Raw genomic sequence first — 20,591 nt, 5'->3', positions numbered from 1 at the left:
GCATCAGCGCGTTCGACTGGCCTGCCCGTCGCCGCGCGACGGGGCCCCCGGTTGGCGCGACAATCGCCAAGAGGAGAGGACTCATGCCTCAGACCATCGGAAATCCCGGAACCTGGATTGCCAATGCCTTCGGGCTGGCCGGACGCCACGCGGCGGACTCGGCCCAATCCCTGGGCAGCGAGGATACCACGCCGCCCCGCATCCGCACGCTGACCACCGAGGACCTGCGAGAGGCCCTGTCAGCCGGGTGGTACGATTTCCAGAAGTGCCGAACCGACGTGATGTTCCTGGTTCTGCTCTATCCCGTCATCGGCATCATTCTGGCGCTGGCCGCGCTCAATATGAACCTCATCCCTCTGATCTTTCCCCTGATCGCCGGTTTTGCCCTGTTGGGGCCGGTCGCGGCGGTCGGTGTCTATGAAATCAGCCGCCGCCGCGAACAGGGCGAGGAAATCGGCTGGCTCGGGGCCCTCAAGGTGGTGGAAAGTCCCCGCTTTGCCTCGATCCTGGTCTTGGGGATCTACCTGGCGGTGATCTTCTGCCTCTGGCTGGTGGTGGCCGGCCACCTCTATGGCGCGACGCTGGGGCCAGAGGCGCCGGTCTCAATCGGCGCCTTCCTCGGCGATCTCGCCAGCGGGGCCGGGCTGGTGATGGTCATCGCCGGGTGCGCCATCGGCGGCATCTTTGCGCTTGCCGTGCTGGCCACCAGCGTGGTGTCCTTCCCGCTGCTGCTGGACCGATCGGTGGGGCTGCCCGTGGCGGTGCTGACCTCGGTCCGCGTCACACGTGAAAATCCGCGCGTGATCCTGACCTGGGGTGCCATCGTCACCGCCGGTCTGGTGCTGGGCAGCATCCCCGCTCTCATTGGACTGGTGATCGTCCTGCCGGTCCTGGGCCACGCGACCTGGCATCTCTATCGGCGTGCGGTCATCTGACCCGACAAGGGGCGCGAAACGGTGCCGCGCCCCTGCTTCTTTGGTCAAAATACCACCGGTGGTGAATTGAACGCAGGCCAAGAGGGGGCAGCGCCCCCTTACCCGGCTACCTTCAACACGATCTTGCCGATATGGCCCGAGCTTTCCATGCGCATGTGCGCCTCTGCGGCCTGGTCCATCGGGAACTCGCTGTCCATCACCGGCCCCACCTTGCCCGTGTCCAGTAATGGCCAGACCGTTTCACGCAGGCTGTCCGCGATGCGCGCCTTGGCCAGGTCGCTCTGCGGGCGCAGCGTGCTGCCGGTGATTGTCAGGCGCCGCATCATGACCAGCGCAAAATTTAGCTCGACCTTGGGACCTTGCAGAAAGGCGATCTGCACCAGTCGCCCGTCCTCGGCCAGCGCCTTGACGTTTCGCGGCAGGTAGTCGCCCCCCACCATGTCGAGGATCAGGTTGGCGCCGCCTTCTTCCTTCATCACCGCCACGAAATCCTCGTCGCGGTAATTGATCGCCCGTTCCGCGCCCAGATCGGTACAGGCCTTGCACTTGGCGTCAGAGCCCGCCGTGGCAAAGACACGCGCGCCGAAATGATGCGCCAGCTGAATCGCCGTCGTCCCGATACCGCTGGACCCACCGTGAACGAGGAACCGCTCACCGGCCTGCAAACCGCCGCGCTGAAAGACGTTGGACCAGACGGTGAAGAAGGTTTCCGGAAGGCAGGCCGCCTCTTTCATCCCCATACCCTGCGGCACCGGGAGGCAATGTGCGGCAGGGGTGGCGACATATTCCGCGTAACCGCCCCCGGGCAGCAATGCACAGACCTTGTCGCCAAGCGAGAGGGACTCCACCCCGGCGCCCAGCGCCACCACCTCGCCCGAGGCCTCGAGCCCCGGCAGATCAGAGGCGCCGGGCGGCGGTGCGTAGCTGCCTGCGCGTTGCAGGGCGTCCGGGCGGTTGACCCCGGCATAGGCGACCTTGATGACCACCTGCCCCGCCGCCGGTTGCGGCATCGGGCGGGTCGTCGGTTTCAGCACCTCCGGCCCGCCCGGCTCTGTGATCTCGATCGCGCGCATGGTTTCCGTCATGGTTCAGCCTCTCTGTTTGCGGATTTGGTAGCAAGCAGGGCCGGGGCGGCAAAGCGGTTTCCCGCGCCGCCCCCTGCGCCGATTGCGCGCGGCCGACCGCCCGGTCAGCGAGGGTAGGTATGGCCACCGGGCAGGTCGGACCCGTCCCGGGAAGGCGCCTGCACCCGCTCTAGGATTTTTGCCGGGCCGGCCATCAGCCCGCTCAGCAAACGGTTTCCGCGCACCTGCGCCTTGGCCTTTTCAAAGCGCATCACGTCCTCGATCCGGCGATCCAGGAAGGCCCATGTCGCCTCGTTTTCCAGTGAATCGTCGCCAAGCCAGTAAAGCACGGTCGAGGAATAGACCCCCGAAAGCGTCGCCCGCTTGGTGTACCAGTTGAAATCTTGCGAGGTGTCCCCCAGCGCCGTCCAGATCGCGTCCGCCGTGCCCCAGATCAGCCGCGCGCCATCGGGCGCATAGACCGGCAAGGCGAACAGGGTCGTCCCGCGCCGCACCGCCTCGCGGTCCTCGGCGGCCTCGATCCGGGCCCGCACGGCAAAGGCCACGCGGTCGCGAAAGCGTATGTCCTCAAGGTCGGCCTCGTCTATCCGGCGCAGCATCTCGGCATCACCGCGCTTGTGATAGGCCACGGCCAGATCAACCGCCCCACGCGGGAACAACCCGCGGGCCACCACGGGGTCCACCCCGGCGTCGGAAACCGCGGCGCGAAAGCTCGTTTCGGACCAGCCGTCAAAGGGCACATGCATCAAGGCGGCGTCCAGGATCTTGTCTGCGGTATCGGGCATGGAACGGGTTCCTCTCGTTGCGGCGTCACTCTAGACAACTAGGCCAACGGTTGCTATACGGCCACCTCCTGCAATTCTCCTTGCAACTCAAACCTAGAAAGGTGGTGACAACCACATGCAGGTCAGTGTTCGCGACAACAATGTCGATCAGGCGCTCCGCGCTCTGAAGAAAAAGCTGCAGCGCGAAGGCGTGTTCCGCGAGATGAAGCTTCGGCAGCATTTCGAGAAACCCTCCGAGAAGAAAGCCCGTGAAAAGGCCGAGGCGATTCGCCGCGCCCGCAAGCTGGCGCGCAAAAAGGCCCAGCGCGAAGGGCTGCTGTAAGCGACCGAACGCATTTTGAGACACGAACCCCTGCGACCCGCTCGCGGGGGTTTTTCTTTTGGCACGGTGTCGTGTCCGCAACGGACAAGCGCGGGTATTCCCCACCTTGTTCCAGTCCTCCAAGCCATCATAATCATTACAGGATGGACTCTCTATGCCCGTGAGGGGACGATGACACAGTTTACCCGTTTCGTATTCCTGGCTTTTCTCGCAAGCCTGACAGCCGTCCCGGCACCGGGCCGGGCGCAGGACATCAGCCGGGTCATCGCGCTGGACGCGCTGGCCGGGACCGATCCGTTCCAGGCCCTGCAGCAGGTCGATATCGCCCTGAGAGATCCGATTGTCCTGGGCACCCCCCCCAATATCCGCATCCTGGTCGACCTGATGCAGCTGCGGGCCGACCTGCTGGACGGGCTGGGCTATGTTCAGGCCGCCGACGCCTGGGCCGACCTGGCCCGCACCCGCGCATTTGCCCGGACCGAACTGGGCGAGGACCCGGTGCCCGCTTTCATCAAGGCCGCCGAAACCTATGAGGCGCAGGGCGCCGTCAGCTCGGCCCGTACGATGATCGAGGCCGCCATTGCCGCAGAGGAAGAAACCGGACGCAGCGATGCCGTGCTGCGCGACCTCTATGCCGAATTGGTCCGACTGACGGAATTGATGGGCGACGACGCCGCGGCCGATCGGGCACGCGCCGCGCTCGAGGCGCTGGCCTCGCCGTCGCTCGAGACATCGTTTGTCAGCGAGGACGACGGATTCCACGCGGTCGATGTCTATTATGCCACCGACCGCGCCCGCAGCGGAGACAAGCACCCTGCCCGCTTCTATGGTGGCGAGCGCGGTGATCGGCTGGAACTTGGGATTGCCACGGTCACGATCCCGAACATCCACGTCGCCGGACAGGTCGAGAAGCCCTCGATCTGGCGCCTGGAATTCCGCGCCAACCCGTCCAAGCACATCCTGTTGAAATCGGTCGAGCCGGTCGATCCCGACAGTTTCTACGGCCGCCTGCAGGGGGAATTCGAGGAGGACGGCCAGCGCGATCTTCTGGTTTTCATCCACGGCTACAACACCAGTTTCGAATATGCCGCCCAACGCACGGCGCAGGTCGTGCACGACATGGGCAACGGCACCGTGCCCGTCCTGTTTTCCTGGCCTTCGCGCGACACCACGATCGGGTACAACGCCGACGCCGCCGTCGTGCGCCTGTCCGGCCGTCGCCTCGCGCGCTTTCTCGAAGACCTGGTGCTGCGCTCCGGCGCGCGCTCGATCAACGTGGTCGCGCATTCGATGGGCAACCGCGCGCTGACCGACGCGCTGGAGATCATGGCGCTGCGCCGTGACGCGCGTCCGGGTGACCAGCCGATCCTGGATCAGGTCATGTTTGCCGCGCCCGACGTGGACGCCGAACTGTTCGGCGCGATGGCGGGCACCTTTGCGCCGCTGGCCCAGCGCATGACGCTTTATGCCTCGTCCACCGACTGGGCGCTGGTGTCTTCGGGCAAGCTGCACGGATCTGCGCCCCGGGCCGGGCTGGGCGGGGATGTGATCCTGGCGCATCCGGCCTTCGACAGCATCGACATGACCTCGCTTGGCGACGACATGCTGGCGCACAACTATTTCTCGAACGACAGTTCGGCACTGGTCGACATCATGACGCTGTTCTGGCGCGACGTGCCACCAGAGCGACGCTGCGGATTGCAGGCGCGTCCCGCGCGCAACGGCACCGTCTGGGCCTATCGCGAGGGGATCTGCCCCTCGAACGACCTGATCGGCGTCATTTCATACGCCCAGTCGCGCCACCTGCGGACCAGCAACGAACTGCGCAGCCTTGTCGCCGATCTCCTTTCCGAGGAAAGCCGCGTCGAGCGTGTGATGAGCGTGATCGATCAGATCCTGGACGCTGTCCGCTGACCCGGCGGACATCGCAACAAAAAAGGCGGCTGCACCCCCCCGCCTTTCTATTGTTCAGCCCGGGGTTGGATCAGCTTGGCCCGACCATGAAGCAGGTCATCTGTCGTGCCTGAAGCCGACGGCAAGCCAGTTCGGCGCCGTCGCGCGTCATCCCCATGAACATCGCGTCAAAGCCGGTCTTGCCCCGCACAACCTTGCGCAACGCATCATCCAGTGTCGCTGTTTCCGTGAGCCCGGTCTTCAAAAGCATCTTCTGCGCCTGGTACTCGTTCGGGAAGCGGCCCACGTTGATGCCCCAGTGCCGCCCGCCGGAGGTCGACAGGCGTGTGACGACCTCGGCCTTGCGGGCGGGTGTCGGTGTATCCTTGTAGCTGAGCGTGGCGGCGGCCGCGGCTGGCCGTTGCACCGGCTTTTTCGACTTCGCCGGGGCGGCCACATCGGTGACATCGGCCACGACAACCACCTCCGGGTCGTCGGGCGCGGGGTCCGGCGCAGTATCGGAGGCCAGCACGATCTCCTGCAACTCTCGCTCGATGTCCTTGCCGACCGAGGCCACCAGCGGTGCCACCAACGCCGGATCCACCGCGCTGCCCGGTCGCGCCTTGGGCCTCAGGCTGCGGGTGACGGCAGCAGAGGCAACCCGGATCGACTTCGCCCGCGTGCCCGGCGCCGGATCCGAGGTATTGGCGACCACGATGCCGCCGGCACCAGCCCCCTTGCCAAGGTAGGGCGGACGATCGGGCTTGCGCACCTTCACCCAGGTCGGGGCTTTCTTGAACCCCAGGTCCAGCAGTTCCGCCACCCGTGCGTTGCGCGTGGCCGTGGACCGACCGCCAAAGACGGTAGCGATCACCCGTTCGCTGCCGCGTTCGGCCGAAGCGACAAGGTTGAATCCGGCGGCGCGTGTGTACCCGGTCTTGATCCCGTCGGCGCCACGGTACGAACTCAGCATCCGCGAGTTGGTGTGATTCACCCGGCGCACCCCCGCATCCGCGGTCTTGCGCGAGAACAGGTTATAATACTGCGGGTAGTCGTAGATCATGTGCTGCCCCAGGATCGTCATGTCGCGCGCCGTGGACAGGTGCCCGCTTTCGGTCAGACCGTGTGCATTCTTGAATGTGGTGCGCGTCATGCCCATCGCCTTGGCGGTCCGGTTCATGCGGCGGGCAAAGGCGGCCTCGGATCCCTCGATTCCCTCGGCGATGGCCGTGGCGGCGTCATTGGCGGATTTGACCGCCGCCGCGCGCACCAGGTAACGCAGCTTGATCTTCTGGCCGGGCCGCAGGCCCAGTTTCGACGGCTCTTCCGCGGCGGCCTTGCGCGACACGGTGATCAGTGTGTCCATCGTCAACTCGCCGTTCTGCACCGCCTCGAAGGCGATATAGAGCGTCATCATCTTGGTCAGAGAGGCGGGATGCAGCCGGGTATCGGCGTTCTGCGCGTGCAGCACCTTGCCGTTGCGTGCGTCCATCACCATGGCTGCATAGGGCGCAGCCGCTACGCTGAGCGGCAACAGAACAATGAGCCACACGAACATGAAGAAATACAGGCCCCAATGGCCTGACTGCCTGCGACGTCCCGTCACGATACACTGCCTTTCTGCCTCGTCCCCCCGATTTTTCGGTTGGGGTTGTTGCTTATGTCCCGGCCCCATTTTGCGCGACCGTGGTTAAGAGGATGCTAACACGAAAGGAACTTCAAGAGAAGCGGGCAATGCCCTGATATTCATGGATTTTTATCATTGTGAACCCGCTAGATGTAGCGGGTTGATACGCGTCCAGCCCCTAGACCGTCCATTAGGACGGGAATGTGGCGAAATATGGCCGAAATATGGCGACTCGGGCTGCGACCCCTTCAGCCGATCTCGTGAACGAGGCCGGGCAGATCGCCAAGATCGGTCAGGGTCCGGAATCGCGGCGCCTCGGGGGGCTCGGCATGTTCCAGCGCCCAGGCCAGATCATGCGGCACATGCACGCCCCAGGCACCGGCCTCGATGGCGGGAACGACGTCCGATTTCATCGAGTTGCCCACCATCATCGACGCACCGGTGCCGCCTGGCAGAGCACCGAAGATGCGCGCATAGGTGTCGGGTTGCTTGTCCGAAACGATCTCGACCCCGTCGAAAAGGTCACCGAGGCCCGATTGGGCCAGCTTGCGTTCCTGGTGCAGCAGGTCACCCTTGGTAATCAGGACCACGCGATGCGTGTCGGCCACCGCCTCCACCGCGTCCTGCGCATGGGGCAAAAGCTCGATCGGGTGGGCCAGCATGTCACGCCCTGCCGCCATCAGCTCCGAGATGACCGAGGCCGGCACGCGCCCCTCCGTCACCTCGATGGCGGTCTCGATCATCGACAGGACGAATCCCTTCACCCCGAATCCGTAGTGGCCGATGTTGCGGCGCTCGGCCTCGACCAGGCGCTCGGCCAGGTGGTCCTTTTCCGCGTAGTCGCGCAGCAGATCGGCGAATCGCTCTTGGGTGAGCACGAAAAAGCGTTCGTTGTGCCACAGGGTGTCATCCGCATCGAAACCGATTGTTTGCAGTTTTTTCGGCATCCTGTATGCAGCCGCGAACGGCCCCCTTTTCGCCAACCACCCCTACCCTATATACAAGGGCCGTAGACGGAAACCCAAAGCGCGATTGCCCCGATGACAGACGCCCACTTCACCCGGACGTTCATGATGACCGGCACCCCGCCCGATGACGGCGAGGGCGACGCCGACATCGCCGTGAAGACCAAGCCGAAGACCAAGCGCCCGCCGCTCTACAAGGTTCTGCTGCTGAATGACGACTATACGCCGATGGAATTCGTCGTGCATGTGCTCGAACGCTTTTTCGGCATGACCCATGCGCAGGCCTTTGAGGTCATGCTGACTGTCCACAAGAAGGGTGTCGCCGTGGTCGGTGTCTTCAGCCACGAGATCGCGGAAACCAAGGTGGGGCAGGTGATGGATTTTGCCCGCCGTCACCAGCACCCCCTGCAGTGCACGATGGAGAAGGAATAGGCGCCCGCGCCCTTCCGTCCCATGTCCACCGATCGTCTTTCCTTCGCCCTCGCCTCCGGCGGCCTTTCCCTGCCTGACGACGGCCGAATCGCGCTTGTCGGCGCCCCCGGAGATGCGGATCTTGTCGGGCTGGACCCGGCCCGCGTCGAGGTCATCCAGACATTCCTTCCCGATCACGCCGCCTGGCAACAACGCGGCATCACCGTGCAGACCGCGCCCGAAGGCCCCTACGCCTCGGTTATCGTGACCCTGCCTCGCGCCCGTGACCTGGCCGAAGACCGCATCGCCCGGGCCAGCGCACTGGCCCCCGGCGGGCTGGTGGTGGTGAATGGCGCCAAGACCGATGGTATCGAAGCCATCGTCAAGGCCCTTCGCGGTCGTGTGACGCTGCTGGGCCAGGTGTCCAAGGCGCATGGCAAATGCCTCTGGTTCGAGGGCGGTGCCGATCTGGCGGACTGGCAACACGATCCCGCGCGTCTGTCCTCGGGCGACCTGACCGCGCCGGGCATCTTTTCCGCCGACGGGCCCGATCCGGCCAGCCAGGCACTGGCAAAGGCCCTGCCCGCCACGATCAAAGGGCGTTTTGCCGATCTCGGCGCCGGTTGGGGCTGGCTTTCGCGCCAGATCCTGAAACATGAGGCCGTCAACGAACTGCACCTCGTCGAGGCCGAGAAGACCGCGCTGGATTGCGCCCGCGCAAACGTCAGCGACGCCCGCGCGCAGTTCCACTGGGCCGATGCAACGGACTGGACGTCCCCCAACGCGCTTGACGGGGTCATCATGAACCCGCCCTTTCACCAGGGCCGCAAGGCCGATCCGGAGATCGGCCGCGCCTTCATCACCTCTGCGGCCCGCATCCTTGCGCCGCACGGACGGCTGTGGCTGGTTGCCAACCGTCACCTGCCCTACGAGGCCACACTTGCCGAGGCCTTTCGCGAATCATCAGAGGTCGGCGGCGACAACCGGTTCAAGATCCTGCAGGCTGCGCGCCCCTCTCGTCATCGGCGCTGAACGCGCTTAGCTTGACCCAAACCCCCTCACGAGGCCCCCATGAGTTTCTCCATCGAAGGCAAGACCGCGATCGTGACCGGCGCCGCCAATGGCGTGGGCCTGGCCATCGCACGCCATTTCGCCAACAAGGGCGCCAACGTCATGCTCGCCGACATGGACGAGCCGCAGCTCGTCAAGGAATGCAAGGGCTCTGACGATGACAGCTCGATCCGCTATTTTGCCGGCGACCTGCGCGAACGCCTGACGATGGCGAACCTCCTTTCTGCCACGCTGGACGCCTTCGATCGGGTCGATATCCTGATCAACGGCTCGCGCCAGTTGCTGACCTCCGATCCGCTGGACCTGGAGGATGACACGATGGAAACCCTGCTGTCGCAGAACCTGACCACCGCCTACCGCATGACGCAGCTCGTCTCGCGACGCATGATCAAGCAGGCGGCAGGTCAGGAAGAGGGACAGGTAGGTGCCATCGTCAACCTGTCGTCCATTGCCGCGCGCCGCACCCATCCGGAACTGCTGGGCTATTCCGTTTCCTGCGCCGCGCTGGACCAGATGACCCGCTCGATGGCAGTGGCGCTGGCCCCTCACCGTATCCGCGTGAACGCCGTGGCCTTCGGCTCGGTCATGTCTTCCAGCCTCAAGGACACCCTGCGCGAACACAAGAGCTATCGCTCGGACATCGAGGACCACACACCGCTGGGCCGCATTGCCGCCCCGCGCGAGCTGGCCGAGTCGGTGCAGTTCCTGTCCTGCGAGGGCGCGGGCTTTGTCACCGGCCAGATCATGACGGTCGATGGCGGGCGTACCCTGCTGGACCCGGTGGCGGCCCCGGCGCACTGACGCTTGTCGTACGCACACCTCTGACCTAGACATCCCTGGAAAGGGAGAGCACCGCATGATGGACACCGAAAAGGACCGCGCCAGCAGATGGTTCCGCCAGCTCCGCGACGAGATCGTCGCCGCATTCGAAGGGTTGGAGGACAGCCATTCCGAAGGCCCCTTCTCGGACGACACTCCGGGCCGTTTCGAGGTGACCCAGACAAAGCGCGCCTCCGACGATGGCTCCGACGCGGGTGGCGGCCTGATGAGTGTGATGCGCGGCGGGCGTGTCTTTGAAAAGGTCGGCGTCAACGTCTCGACGGTCTACGGTACGCTGGGTGAAGCCGCACAAAGGGCGATGGCAGCCCGTGGCGTGCCCGGCATGGACACGGACCCGCGTTTCTGGGCCTCGGGCATTTCGCTGGTCGCCCATATGCAAAACCCGCATGTTCCCGCTGTCCACATGAACACCCGCATGTTCTGGACACCGGGCGCCTGGTGGTTCGGCGGCGGGTCGGACCTGAACCCCTGCATCGAATACGATGAGGACACGGCCCATTTCCACGCCACCCAAAAGGCGCATCTCGACCCGCACGGGGACACGCTCTACCCCGAACTGAAGGCCTGGGCGGATGAGTATTTCTACATCCCCCACCGCCACCGTGCGCGCGGCGTCGGCGGCATTTTCATGGACGACCGCAATACCGGCGACTGGGAGGTTGATTTCGCCCTGACGCAAGACATCGGTCGCGCCTTCCTGCCCGCCTACTTGCCGCTGGTCGAAAAGCGGCGCGTGCAGGACTGCTCCGAGGCTGACAAGGACACCCAGCTGATCCACCGCGGTCTTTATGCCGAATACAACCTTGTCTACGACCGGGGCACCAAGTTCGGGCTGGCCACCGGCCATGACGCCAACGCCGTCCTGATGAGCCTGCCACCGCTGGCGAAATGGGTCTGAGCGCGACGCCGTGAGCGGTTTCGACCTCTCTCTCTATCTCGACCGGCTGGGCATTGGCCCCGTGCCTCCCACGACCGAAGGCTTGGCCCGCCTGCAAAGCGCGCAGATCCAGCGCATTCCCTTCGAGGATATCGATCCATTCCTTGGGATTGCCCCGGGCGTGAGTTCGGCGGAGGTCGCCGACAAGATCCTGCACCGGGGCCGTGGCGGCTATTGCTTTGAACAGAACCCACTGTTTCAGGATGCCTTGCTGGCGCTCGGGTTCGACGTGACACGACGGCTGGCCCGCGTCCGCAAGGGCGCGGCACAGGGCGGTGCGCGCACGCATCTTCTGCTGATCTGCCGGATAGACGGCACCGATTACCTGGCCGACGCCGGATTCGGCCGACCAACACCGTTAGAGCCGCTCTTGCTGCATGAGAATGGCCCCCAGACCGCCCCCAACGGCAGCTACATCCTGCGCGATGATCCCGCCACGGATGAGCGGGTGCTATTCCTGCGCAAGCCCGACGAGGAATTTGCGCTGTATGGGTTCGATGATGCCCACGTCTGCGACAGCGACATCGAGGCCGGGAACTTTCTCTGCTCGCACTGGCCACAGGCGCCCTTTCCGCATCACCTCATGGTCAAGGGCTACGACGGGGATATGCCGCTGGGCCTGCTGGACCGTCAGTTGAACGAGGCAGGCAAAAAACGGTTGCTGATCAACGCCGAAGCCCTGCACAACGTCCTGTGCGTCAGGCTGGGCCTCGTCCTGCCGGATGACACGGTTCAGGCTCTCTGGGACCGCGTCCAGGTTCTTTCCGCCCCGCCTCGGTGAAACGCTTGATCCAGGGCCTCCTGCCGACTCCCCTTTCAGGCGTCGCGCCATTTTCCCTGCGCGATTCCGTCCAGCGTCCAGTCCCCGACCGACCAGCGCACCAACCGCAGACAAGGAAGGCCGACATGGGCGCACATGCGCCGCACCTGCCGGTTGCGGCCCTCGGTGATGGTCAGCTTCAGCCAGGCATCGGGCACCGTCTTGCGGAACCGTACCGGAGGATCACGCGGCCAGAGGTCTGGCGCCTCGATCTGATTGCAATGCGCCGGCCGCGTCGGTCCGTCCTTCAGTGTCACGCCCTTGCGCAGCGCCTCTAGCTGATCCTGAGAGGGATTGCCCTCGACCTGCACAAGGTAGCTCTTGGGACGCTTGAATTTGGGGCTGGCGATGCGCGCCTGCAACCGCCCGTCGTCGGTTAGCACCAGAAGCCCCTCGCTGTCCCGGTCCAGCCGGCCCGCCGGATAGACCCCCGGCACGTTGATGAAATCCGACAGGGTTGCGCGCGGCGTGTCCGCGTTGCCCTTGTCGGTGAACTGCGAAAGCACTCCGAACGGCTTGTTGAACAGGATTACCCTCGCCATGTCGTCATCTCCGCGCCGCAAAGAAGTCGCGCAGCAACTCCGAGGCTGCGTCGCCCCCGATGCCGTCATAGATCTCTGGCACATGATGGCACTGCGGATGGGAAAACACCCGTGGCCCCTGCGCCACGCCGCCGGATTTCGGATCCGACGCGCCGTAGTACAGCCGGCGGATGCGCGCAAAGCCGATTGCCGCGGCGCACATCGGACACGGCTCCAGCGTGACGTAGAGATCATGGTCCGGCAACCGTTCGGAGCCCAGCATCGAACACCCCGCGCGGATCACCAGCACCTCGGCATGGGCGGTCGGATCGTTCCGTTCCCGGGTGCGGTTGCCTGCCTGCGCGATCACCTCGCCCCCGGGCGAAACAAGGACGGCCCCCACCGGAACCTCGCCGCGGCGGGCGGCGGCCTGCGCCTCTTCCAGGGCTATGTCCATGTGGCTGCGGAACGTCATGCCACCTGTTAGCGCGGCCAGAGGGTGGGGGAAAGGCGCTTGCGGCCACCTTCAAAGGGCTTTCGAAGGCCCTTTCGCCCAGCCCCGCCGCCGCGTTAAAGGACATGGATGGAAAACAAGACCCCACCCGGAGAGCGAATCGCCAAGGTCATCGCCCGCGCAGGCCGCGCCAGCCGGCGCGAGGCCGAACGCATGATCGCCGAGGGCCGTGTCACCGTGAACGGCAAGGTGATCGACCGCGCCGCACTGAACGTCACCGATGCGGACAAGGTCATCGTCGACGGCACCCCGCTCGAAGCACCCGCCCCCGCCCGGCTCTGGCTGTATCACAAGCCGACCGGTCTGGTGACGACCACGCGGGATGAACAGGGACGGCCCACGATCTACGACGATTTGCCCGAGGATCTGCCCCGCGTCATGAGCGTCGGGCGGCTGGACCTCAACTCCGAGGGATTGCTGCTGCTGACCAATGATGGCGCGATCAAGCGCAAGCTGGAACTTCCCTCGACCGGCTGGCTGCGGAAATACCGTGTCCGCGTGAACGGACGCCCGACGGACGAGGTGCTGAAACCGCTGCGCGAGGGCATCGAGGTCGACGGACAGAAATTCCAGCCGATGCAGGTCAGCCTGGATCGCCAGCAGGGCGCCAACGCCTGGCTGACCGTGGGCCTGCGCGAGGGCAAGAACCGCGAGATCCGCCGCGCAATGACCGACATCGGCCTGACCGTGAACCGGTTGATCCGGGTGTCTTGCGGACCGTTCCAGCTGGGCCAGATGAAACCCGGCGAGGTGCAGGAGGTTCGCCGCAAGATCCTGCGCGATCAACTGGGACTGGAGCCCGAGCCGGTTGGCACTGCCAAGCCCTCGAAACCGGGAAGACCCGGCAAGCCCGGGGCTGCGGGCAAACGACAGGTCCAACGCCGCCGACGGGAGCCAAGAAAGAGTTAACGACAGCGCCAGCTGTGGCTTTTGCTTCACTCTTCGTTAACGTTTCTTTATTTTTCCCGGCGCCTGCCCCGATTTCGCCCCGTTTCGCACGAATGTTGTCCTCATGGTGACAACATTCATAGCCCTTTCGATTCTCCTTGCCTCTGCCCTGCTGGTGGTGGGCAACTTGCGCATGGTCGCGGTGGACACCTTCGACGCGGTGGCCGCCTATACCCGTCGCGCACGGAAGAACGGGCAATTGATCCGACACATCGCCTATTTTGCGCTGTGGCTGATGATCTTCATCATGAGCTACACCTGAGGGGAGGCGTCGAGACAAATGGATCAGATCCGAAACAACGCTGAATTCGCCCCTGACGAAGGCTCTGACGGGCTGGCCGTCGAACGAACCCAGATCGATTCCGGCCTGAACTTCCTCTTCCTTGCCGCCTTTCCATTGTTGCTTTGGGTGTTCCAGGGCTCCTTTGCCGGCATTGCCACCGCCATTGCCCTGCTCTGGGTCTATTCTCTGGCGCTGCGCCTGATCGCTGCCGGGCAGCAAATCCACCATGACTACGACCATGCCGAGGTTGCGCGCGCCCCGCGCGTGCCCCGCAAGGTGATCGGGTCGATGCTGATCGGTCTCGTTGTCCTGATCCTGGCCGGGCACAAATATGACAACCTGTGGATCCCGGCCCTGACGGGGATGTTGGCCGCCTGCCTGGCCCTCGCGGCCTTCGGGCTGGACCCGATGCGCAACAAGGGTTCGGAACGGGCAACAGGTCAAACGACACTGGACAGCGTCGAGGCATCCCTCGCCGCCCTTGCCGATCGTGTTGCCGCGCTGGACGACGCCGCTCTGACGCACCAGGTCGCGGCCGCGCGCCGGCTGGTACTGGGTCAGATGCGGCAAGTCTCGGGCGATCAGCGTAACGCCGAGCGGCTGGACCGGCCCGCACGCAGGGTCGTCGAGATCCTCGAACAGGAGATCGACCGACTTGAGCAGGCCTGGAACAGCAAGGGCCACGTCTTTGCCCGGCGGCGGTTTCTTGCCAAGCTGGACATCATGACCGACAGCTTTGAATCCTTTGCCAAGCGAAACGGCATCCGGAGAACCCGCGATGCATTTGAGCGGCAGGCCGACCAGCTGATCGACAGGATGCCCCGGGAATCCGCCGCCTGACGCGGCAGCCCCGGACTTCCCCCTAGCAAGCGCAGCATTTTGCCCTTAAGTTCCGGCTTGGAAACGCGCGATAAAAGCGCCGTCACCCGGGGAGTGCGATGTCTGGAAACGCCTTGCAGAAGGTGAGCTATGCCCTGCTGATCGTGCTGCTTTTCGGAGTGGCGACCGGCTGGCTGGGAGGGCTTTGACCGGATGGCTCGCAAGTTCGGTGGAAAATTCAGCCCCGACGGGTCTCCCGATGGCCCCGACGATCGGCCGCACAAAGATCGCCCGGCCTATCACCGTGCCCGCGTCTCGCCCGCGGGTGCGCGATCAAACGTCCTGTTCATTCCCGGTGTGGTTCTGGCGATCCTGTCGATCAATGACGGCGCCATCGGCTTGGCCGCGGGCCTTGCAGGCGCCGCAACGCTGCTGCTGGGCGCCTGGCTCTTGCGCGACGGGCTGATCGCCGAATCCGCCTACCACGAACGCAAGATCGCGCGCCGCCCGGCCATCCCGCGCAAGATATTCGCCGCCGTCCTGTGCGGTGTCGGTGCCGGCATCGCCGCCTGGCGATCGGAACCCGGTCTGATCGCGCCGCTGATCTTCGGCGGCGCCGCGGGCGTACTGCATATCGGCGCCTTTGGCATCGACCCGCTGAAAGACAAGGGGATGGAGGGGGTCGACACCTTCACCCAGGATCGCGTCGCCAAGGTCGTGGACGAGGCGGAAAACTATCTCAATGCCATGACCGATGCGGTAAAACGCGCCGGGGACCGCCAAGTCGAGGCGCGGGTGGACCGCTTTACCGTCAAAGTCCGCGAAATGATCCGAACGGTCGAGGAAGATCCGCGCGACCTGACTGGCGCGCGCAAGTTTCTGGGCGTCTACCTGATGGGCGCCCGCGACGCGACGGTGAAATTCGCGGACATCTTTTCCCGCCAGCAGGACCGCGATGCCCGCAGCGATTACATGATGCTGCTGACCGATCTGGAAGAAAGCTTCGACAAGAAGATCGACAAGCTGCTGGCGGACAACAACGAAGACTTGAACGTGGAAATCGAGGTTCTGCGCGACCGCCTGCAACGTGAAGGCGTCCACCTCGAACCAAGATGAATTTATTGAACAGGGGATCCCATGTCTGAAAACACACGTCAGGAAGCCGAAAAGACCGTGGCCTTGGTCGACGAGGTGAACGCCGTTGTTCTTCCCGATCCGGTCGAGGCCAATGCCGTCGTGCCGCTCAAGGATGCGCCCGCAGAGGTCAGCGGCGAGATCCGCTCGCGGATGGACGAACTGGACATGGCAGATACCAATTCCATCGTCTCTTTCGGCTCTGCCGCCCAGGCCGAACTGCAGGAAATCAGCCAGGCCATGCTGACGGACGTGCGCAACAAGGACGTGGGTCCGGCGGGCGACTCCCTGCGCAACATCGTCACCACGATCCGCGGTTTTTCCGTGTCCGAACTGGACGTGCGCCGCGAACGCAGCTGGTGGGAGAAACTGCTGGGCCGCGCCGCCCCCTTCGCCAAGTTCACAGCCCGTTTCGAAACCGTGCAGGGCCAGATCGACAAGGTCACCGACGACCTGCTGAAGCACGAGCACATCCTGCTCAAGGACATCAAGTCGCTCGATCTGCTGTATGAAAAGACCCTGCAGTTCTACGATGAACTGGCGCTCTACATCTCTGCCGGCGAGGCAAAGATCGAAGAGCTGGATACCCAGACCATCCCCGCCAAGGAGGCCGAGGTTCAGGCCGCCGCCGAGAATGACGCGGTGATGATCGCGCAGGAACTGCGCGATCTGCGCGCCGCGCGCGACGATCTGGAGCGCCGGGTGCACGACCTCAAGCTGACCCGCCAGGTCACGATGCAGTCTCTGCCCTCGATCCGGCTGGTGCAGGAAAACGACAAGTCGCTGGTCACCAAGATCAACTCGACCCTCGTCAACACCGTGCCGCTCTGGGAAACCCAGCTGGCGCAGGCACTGACGATCCAGCGGTCGAAACAGGCCGCCGCAGCCGTGCGCGACGCCAACGACCTGACCAACGAGCTGCTGACCTCGAACGCCGCCAACCTGCGCGACAGCAACAAGATGATCCGCGAAGAGATGGAACGCGGCGTCTTCGACATCGAGGCCGTCAAACAGGCCAACGCCGACCTGATCGCCACCATCGAGGACAGCCTGCAGATCGCCGACGAAGGCAAGGCGCGCCGCGCCAAGGCCGAGGAGGAACTGCAGAAGATGGAGCACGAGCTGCGCGACACGCTGGCCTCTGCCAAGTCCCGGCGCGAAGCGGCCGGATCGGTTCCGGGCTGAGGAAGACCATGAAGGGCGGCTTGAAATCAGCATTGGCACTTTCAGCTGCCCTGATCCTGTCGGGGTGTGTCGGCTCTGACCTTGCGCCGCGCAAGACGGGGGTGAAACCGGCTGCGCGGCCAGCAACGCTGGCCCCCGCCGAAGAACCGGCAGCGGAACCCTCGCGCGCCAGCCGCGCCCTGGCGCAATATTATGGCCGGGTGCAGAACGATCTTCTGGCCCGCGGCCTTTTGCGTACCGATGGCGGCGGGCCGGACACGTCCTTTACCGACACGATGCTGGTACGGAACTTCGCGGCCATCGCGCTCGAAGAGGAATACGAACGCGGGGCCGGCCTGCGGCCTTCGTCCGGCGGCCCCAGCGCGATCAAGAAATGGACGATCCCCGTCCGCATGACGACGGAATTCGGCCCCGGCGTCCCCAAGGACCAGATCGCCGAGTCGCGCGCGCAGGTCGCCTCGTTCGCGGCACGCCTGTCACGAGTCACCGGGCATCCGATCACGATGGTCGACAGCAACCCCAATTACCACGTCCTGTTCATGTCCGAGGACGACGCAGGCCTGATCGCCCCGCGCATCCGCGAGATCGTGCCGGATGTGAACCCGACCGCGCTGCGCATCTTCGACAACCTGCCGCGCGGCATCCATTGCGTCGTCGTCGCCTTTTCGCGCAGTCCCGGCGGGTATGATTACGGCACCGCCATCGCCGTCATCCGGTCGGAACATCCGCCGCTGCTGCGCCGGTCCTGCATTCACGAGGAACTGGCCCAGGGCATGGGCCTGGGCAACGACAGCCCCCGCGCGCGGCCGTCGATCTTCAACGACGACGATGAATTCGCGCTGCTGACCACCCATGACGAGATGCTGTTGAAAATCCTCTACGATCCGCGTCTCAAACCGGGCATGAGTGCCGAAGAGGCGCTGCCGATCGTTCAGCAGAAGGCAGCACAATTGATGGGCACCACAGGCCCAAGCTGATTTAGGGAGTGTAACATGGGCATCTGGGATTTCCTGTCCGGACAATTCATCGACGTCATCCACTGGACGGACGACACCCGCGACACGATGGTCTGGCGGTTCGAACGCGAAGGCCACGAGATTAAGTACGGCGCCAAGCTGACGGTGCGCGAGGGACAGGCCGCGGTCTTTGTCCACGAGGGCCAGTTGGCGGATGTCTTCACCCCCGGTCTCTACATGCTCGAGACCAACAACATGCCGATCATGACCTCGTTGCAGCACTGGGACCATGCGTTTCAGTCGCCGTTCAAATCCGAGGTCTATTTCGTCAACACCAATCGGTTCACCAACCTGAAATGGGGAACCAAGAACCCGATCATGCTGCGCGACCCGGAATTCGGGCCGACCCGCATCCGCGCCTTCGGCACCTATTCGATCAAGGTGGCCGACCCCGCGCTGTTCATGACCGAAATCGTCGGCACCGACGGCGAATTCACGATGGACGAGATCAGTTTCCAGATCCGCAACATCATCGTGCAGGAGTTTTCCAAGGACATCGCGGCCAGCGGGATCCCCGTGCTGGACATGGCCGCAAACACCGGCGACGTGGCCGAACTGATCCGCAAGGCGATCGACCCGGTGATCCACCAGTACGGTCTCGAACTGGTCGAGCTCTACATCGAGAACATCTCTTTGCCCGAGGCGGTGGAAAAGGCGCTGGATGCCCGTACCTCGCGCGGGATCGCGGGCAATCTCGACGACCACATGAAATGGAAGGCTGCCGAGGCGATGGGCCAGGGCGGCGCGATGGATCAATCGATGGGTATGGGATTCGGCGCTGGCATGGGCATGCAGATGGCCAATGCGATGGGCCAGCAAGGCCCTTGGGGCGCTGCCCCGCAACAGCAGGCGCGACCGCAGCCCGCCGCGGCGCCGATGGCCCCGCCGCCGCCGCCGGTCGAACATGTCTGGCACCTGGCCAAGAATGGACAGACCTCCGGCCCGTTCTCCAAGGCCGACCTGGGCAAGATGGTCGCCAGCGGCGAACTGACCCGCGAGACCCACGCCTGGACCCAGGGACAGGACGGCTGGAAGCGCGCCGGAGAAGTGCCGGAACTGGCGCAGCTCTTCACCGTCATGCCGCCCCCGCCGCCGCCGATGTAAGCGCGGCCGACCCCGAAGACGTCAGTCCCGGGCACGCCCCGGGACAACTCCCCATCACACCGGAGACGCCCCATGTACGTCGCCATGACCGATTTCGCGCGCCGCAACTGGCAGCCGCGCGCCAGCGGTACGCTGATCGAGGGTATCTCACCCGATGAGTTGATCGACCGCTGCAACGCTGCCCTTGCCGGGGGCGCAGAGCTCGTCGATGGCTATGCCCCCTTCTGCAAGCACCTGTTCCTTGAGAATGACACCGACACCCGTTGCGGCTTTGCCCCAATCACACCGGTGAACGCCCACCTGCTGCGCAGCGGTTACGCGGCGCGGCGCGAGGGCGAAATGGCGGTCCTGGAACGCTGGTTCGAGGGCGAGGCCCCAGTCGCCGGCTGGCTGGACGTGATCCTCTACAGCCACGCGCAACTGGTGGCTGAGGCCGCCGACTACCCCGAGGAACAAGGCGTTCCAGAGTGTGACTGGGGTGTGGTCTCGATCATCGGCACGCTGGAACCGGTCGAACCGCCCATGCCTCCGATCACCCAATGGCGTAACGCTTTGGGACGCGCGGCAGGTGGGTCCGGCAAGGAGATCGACCCCGAGGCCTATGCCAGGGCCGTTGCCTTCTGGGACCGTCACGCCGCCGTCCGGCAACCGGAAGACACCTGACAGCCCACGGTGTCAGCGCGTCAGCAGGCTCAACATTGGCGGGGCATGACAGGCATCGGCGGGAAAGTCGTGGTCCTCCACCCGGATCGCCGGAAACGGCTCTCCCGGCGCGACCTGGCTTTCAAAAATCAGCCGGTTGTCGATGCAGATGTCCTGCGCCGCGTTGCCGATGTTGAAGCCGAAACCGTCCTTTCCGCAATCTTGCCCCTCGCCGTTCATGTTCCAGGCCTGCGGCATCCAGATGCCCTGCCCATCCACAAGGAAACTTCCCGACGCCGGGTCGAAATGCAGTCGCCAACTTGTTTCTTCGTTCAGCATGGTCAGCGCCCAGCGCCCCACCGGCTCCCCTTCCTTGCTGCCCTCGATCACGAAACAGCTCAGATCCTGCGCAAGGACGAAAGGCCCGCTGATGGCCGCGCTGTCGTATTGCAGCGCCCCCGTGACCGCATAGCCGCCACCGCCGGTCCATTCAAAGGCATAGGTCACGGGCTCTGCCACGGCGGCCCCTGCCATCCACACCATTCCCAGGACCAGACATCGCATCATTCGGTCGCTCCCTTTCCGCATGCCGACACGCTAGCCTTCGCGCCGGACAGCGCCAAGGGCAGGCAACCGGGATTTTCCCTTTCCCCGGGACACAATCCGCGCAAGGATGCGGGCAAACGCCACAGCTTGATGCCTTTTTCAACATGAGTGATCTCCCCCCACCGCCC

Annotated in this window: 23 protein-coding genes; 16 read left to right on the top strand and 7 right to left on the bottom strand. The window is 64.6% G+C overall.

Going from position 1 to position 20,591, the window contains the following annotated elements; genetic code table 11:
* Positions 1 to 83: 83 nt before the first annotated feature.
* A complete protein-coding gene (locus tag RBB42_RS12075; protein WP_305969877.1) occupies positions 84 to 935 on the top strand; it encodes a DUF2189 domain-containing protein in 852 nt (283 codons plus the stop codon).
* 98 nt (positions 936 to 1,033) lie between these two features.
* Here the strand turns inward: RBB42_RS12075 and RBB42_RS12070 are convergent, their stop codons facing one another.
* Together RBB42_RS12070 and RBB42_RS12065 are read right to left on the bottom strand one after the other, a co-directional pair.
* A complete protein-coding gene (locus tag RBB42_RS12070) occupies positions 1,034 to 2,020 on the bottom strand; it encodes an NAD(P)H-quinone oxidoreductase (RefSeq protein WP_305969876.1) in 987 nt (328 codons plus the stop codon).
* A 104-nt stretch (positions 2,021 to 2,124) separates the two neighbouring features.
* Positions 2,125 to 2,805 carry a COQ9 family protein gene (locus RBB42_RS12065; RefSeq protein WP_305969875.1) on the bottom strand — a complete coding sequence of 227 codons (681 nt, stop codon included), beginning with the start codon at positions 2,803 to 2,805 and terminating at the stop codon, positions 2,125 to 2,127.
* A 115-nt stretch (positions 2,806 to 2,920) separates the two neighbouring features.
* Here RBB42_RS12065 and rpsU point away from each other — a divergent pair, with 115 nt between their 5' ends.
* Complete coding sequence (gene rpsU, locus RBB42_RS12060; protein WP_007818122.1) at positions 2,921 to 3,127, top strand: 30S ribosomal protein S21; 207 nt, start codon at positions 2,921 to 2,923, stop codon at positions 3,125 to 3,127.
* A gap of 171 nt (positions 3,128 to 3,298) precedes the next feature.
* On the top strand, positions 3,299 to 5,041 hold the full coding sequence (locus RBB42_RS12055) for an alpha/beta hydrolase (RefSeq protein WP_305969874.1): 1,743 nt from the start codon (positions 3,299 to 3,301) through the stop codon (positions 5,039 to 5,041).
* A 70-nt stretch (positions 5,042 to 5,111) separates the two neighbouring features.
* Here the strand turns inward: RBB42_RS12055 and RBB42_RS12050 are convergent, their stop codons facing one another.
* Positions 5,112 to 6,578, bottom strand: a complete 1,467-nt coding sequence (locus RBB42_RS12050) for a D-alanyl-D-alanine carboxypeptidase family protein (RefSeq protein WP_305972464.1) — start codon at positions 6,576 to 6,578, stop codon at positions 5,112 to 5,114.
* Positions 6,579 to 6,895: 317 nt separating this feature from the next.
* A complete protein-coding gene (locus RBB42_RS12045; protein ID WP_305972463.1) occupies positions 6,896 to 7,594 on the bottom strand; it encodes an HAD family hydrolase in 699 nt (232 codons plus the stop codon).
* Positions 7,595 to 7,720: 126 nt separating this feature from the next.
* Here RBB42_RS12045 and clpS point away from each other — a divergent pair, with 126 nt between their 5' ends.
* From clpS to RBB42_RS12020, 5 genes are read left to right on the top strand one after another with little or no spacing between them, the layout of a single operon-like run.
* Positions 7,721 to 8,044, top strand: coding sequence for an ATP-dependent Clp protease adapter ClpS (gene clpS, locus RBB42_RS12040; RefSeq protein WP_305972465.1), 324 nt, complete (start codon positions 7,721 to 7,723; stop codon positions 8,042 to 8,044).
* A 21-nt stretch (positions 8,045 to 8,065) separates the two neighbouring features.
* Positions 8,066 to 9,055, top strand: a complete 990-nt coding sequence (locus tag RBB42_RS12035; protein ID WP_305972462.1) for a class I SAM-dependent methyltransferase — start codon at positions 8,066 to 8,068, stop codon at positions 9,053 to 9,055.
* Between the two features lie 39 nt (positions 9,056 to 9,094).
* On the top strand, positions 9,095 to 9,895 hold the full coding sequence (locus RBB42_RS12030) for an SDR family NAD(P)-dependent oxidoreductase (RefSeq protein ID WP_305972461.1): 801 nt from the start codon (positions 9,095 to 9,097) through the stop codon (positions 9,893 to 9,895).
* A gap of 55 nt (positions 9,896 to 9,950) precedes the next feature.
* Positions 9,951 to 10,832, top strand: coding sequence for an oxygen-dependent coproporphyrinogen oxidase (hemF, locus tag RBB42_RS12025; protein ID WP_305972460.1), 882 nt, complete (start codon positions 9,951 to 9,953; stop codon positions 10,830 to 10,832).
* Positions 10,833 to 10,842: 10 nt separating this feature from the next.
* Entirely contained in the window at positions 10,843 to 11,652 is an 810-nt protein-coding gene (locus RBB42_RS12020; RefSeq protein ID WP_305972459.1) for an arylamine N-acetyltransferase family protein, read from the top strand.
* A 35-nt stretch (positions 11,653 to 11,687) separates the two neighbouring features.
* On the opposite strand, the gene RBB42_RS12015 is transcribed toward RBB42_RS12020, so the two are convergent.
* Entirely contained in the window at positions 11,688 to 12,233 is a 546-nt protein-coding gene (locus RBB42_RS12015; RefSeq protein WP_305972458.1) for a pseudouridine synthase, read from the bottom strand.
* A 4-nt stretch (positions 12,234 to 12,237) separates the two neighbouring features.
* Positions 12,238 to 12,687: a nucleoside deaminase gene (locus RBB42_RS12010; protein ID WP_305972457.1), complete on the bottom strand. Its 450-nt coding sequence runs from the start codon at positions 12,685 to 12,687 to the stop codon at positions 12,238 to 12,240.
* Positions 12,688 to 12,795: 108 nt separating this feature from the next.
* Between RBB42_RS12010 and RBB42_RS12005 the strand changes: the two genes are divergently transcribed.
* The 8 genes from RBB42_RS12005 (at position 12,796) to RBB42_RS11970 (ending at position 19,878) form a co-directional block, all read left to right on the top strand.
* Positions 12,796 to 13,635 carry a pseudouridine synthase gene (locus RBB42_RS12005; protein ID WP_306043690.1) on the top strand — a complete coding sequence of 280 codons (840 nt, stop codon included), beginning with the start codon at positions 12,796 to 12,798 and terminating at the stop codon, positions 13,633 to 13,635.
* 103 nt (positions 13,636 to 13,738) lie between these two features.
* Complete coding sequence (locus RBB42_RS12000) at positions 13,739 to 13,936, top strand: hypothetical protein (RefSeq protein ID WP_305972455.1); 198 nt, start codon at positions 13,739 to 13,741, stop codon at positions 13,934 to 13,936.
* A gap of 18 nt (positions 13,937 to 13,954) precedes the next feature.
* Entirely contained in the window at positions 13,955 to 14,797 is an 843-nt protein-coding gene (locus RBB42_RS11995; RefSeq protein ID WP_305972454.1) for a hypothetical protein, read from the top strand.
* Positions 14,798 to 14,989: 192 nt separating this feature from the next.
* Complete coding sequence (locus tag RBB42_RS11990) at positions 14,990 to 15,892, top strand: 5-bromo-4-chloroindolyl phosphate hydrolysis family protein (protein WP_305972453.1); 903 nt, start codon at positions 14,990 to 14,992, stop codon at positions 15,890 to 15,892.
* Between the two features lie 21 nt (positions 15,893 to 15,913).
* On the top strand, positions 15,914 to 17,095 hold the full coding sequence (locus RBB42_RS11985) for a toxic anion resistance protein (RefSeq protein WP_305972452.1): 1,182 nt from the start codon (positions 15,914 to 15,916) through the stop codon (positions 17,093 to 17,095).
* A gap of 8 nt (positions 17,096 to 17,103) precedes the next feature.
* A complete protein-coding gene (locus RBB42_RS11980; RefSeq protein ID WP_305972451.1) occupies positions 17,104 to 18,072 on the top strand; it encodes a DUF2927 domain-containing protein in 969 nt (322 codons plus the stop codon).
* 15 nt (positions 18,073 to 18,087) lie between these two features.
* Positions 18,088 to 19,215: an SPFH domain-containing protein gene (locus RBB42_RS11975; RefSeq protein WP_305972450.1), complete on the top strand. Its 1,128-nt coding sequence runs from the start codon at positions 18,088 to 18,090 to the stop codon at positions 19,213 to 19,215.
* A gap of 72 nt (positions 19,216 to 19,287) precedes the next feature.
* On the top strand, positions 19,288 to 19,878 hold the full coding sequence (locus RBB42_RS11970; RefSeq protein ID WP_305972449.1) for a DUF3228 family protein: 591 nt from the start codon (positions 19,288 to 19,290) through the stop codon (positions 19,876 to 19,878).
* A 12-nt stretch (positions 19,879 to 19,890) separates the two neighbouring features.
* Here RBB42_RS11970 and RBB42_RS11965 read toward each other — a convergent pair whose 3' ends face one another.
* Positions 19,891 to 20,424 carry a hypothetical protein gene (locus RBB42_RS11965; RefSeq protein WP_305972448.1) on the bottom strand — a complete coding sequence of 178 codons (534 nt, stop codon included), beginning with the start codon at positions 20,422 to 20,424 and terminating at the stop codon, positions 19,891 to 19,893.
* Positions 20,425 to 20,591: the final 167 nt, after the last annotated feature.

This window comes from Mameliella sp. MMSF_3455, from assembly GCF_030733205.1.
In the GTDB taxonomy this organism is placed as follows: Bacteria; Pseudomonadota; Alphaproteobacteria; order Rhodobacterales; family Rhodobacteraceae; genus Antarctobacter.
This window is presented reverse-complemented; position numbering and strand designations above follow the sequence as displayed.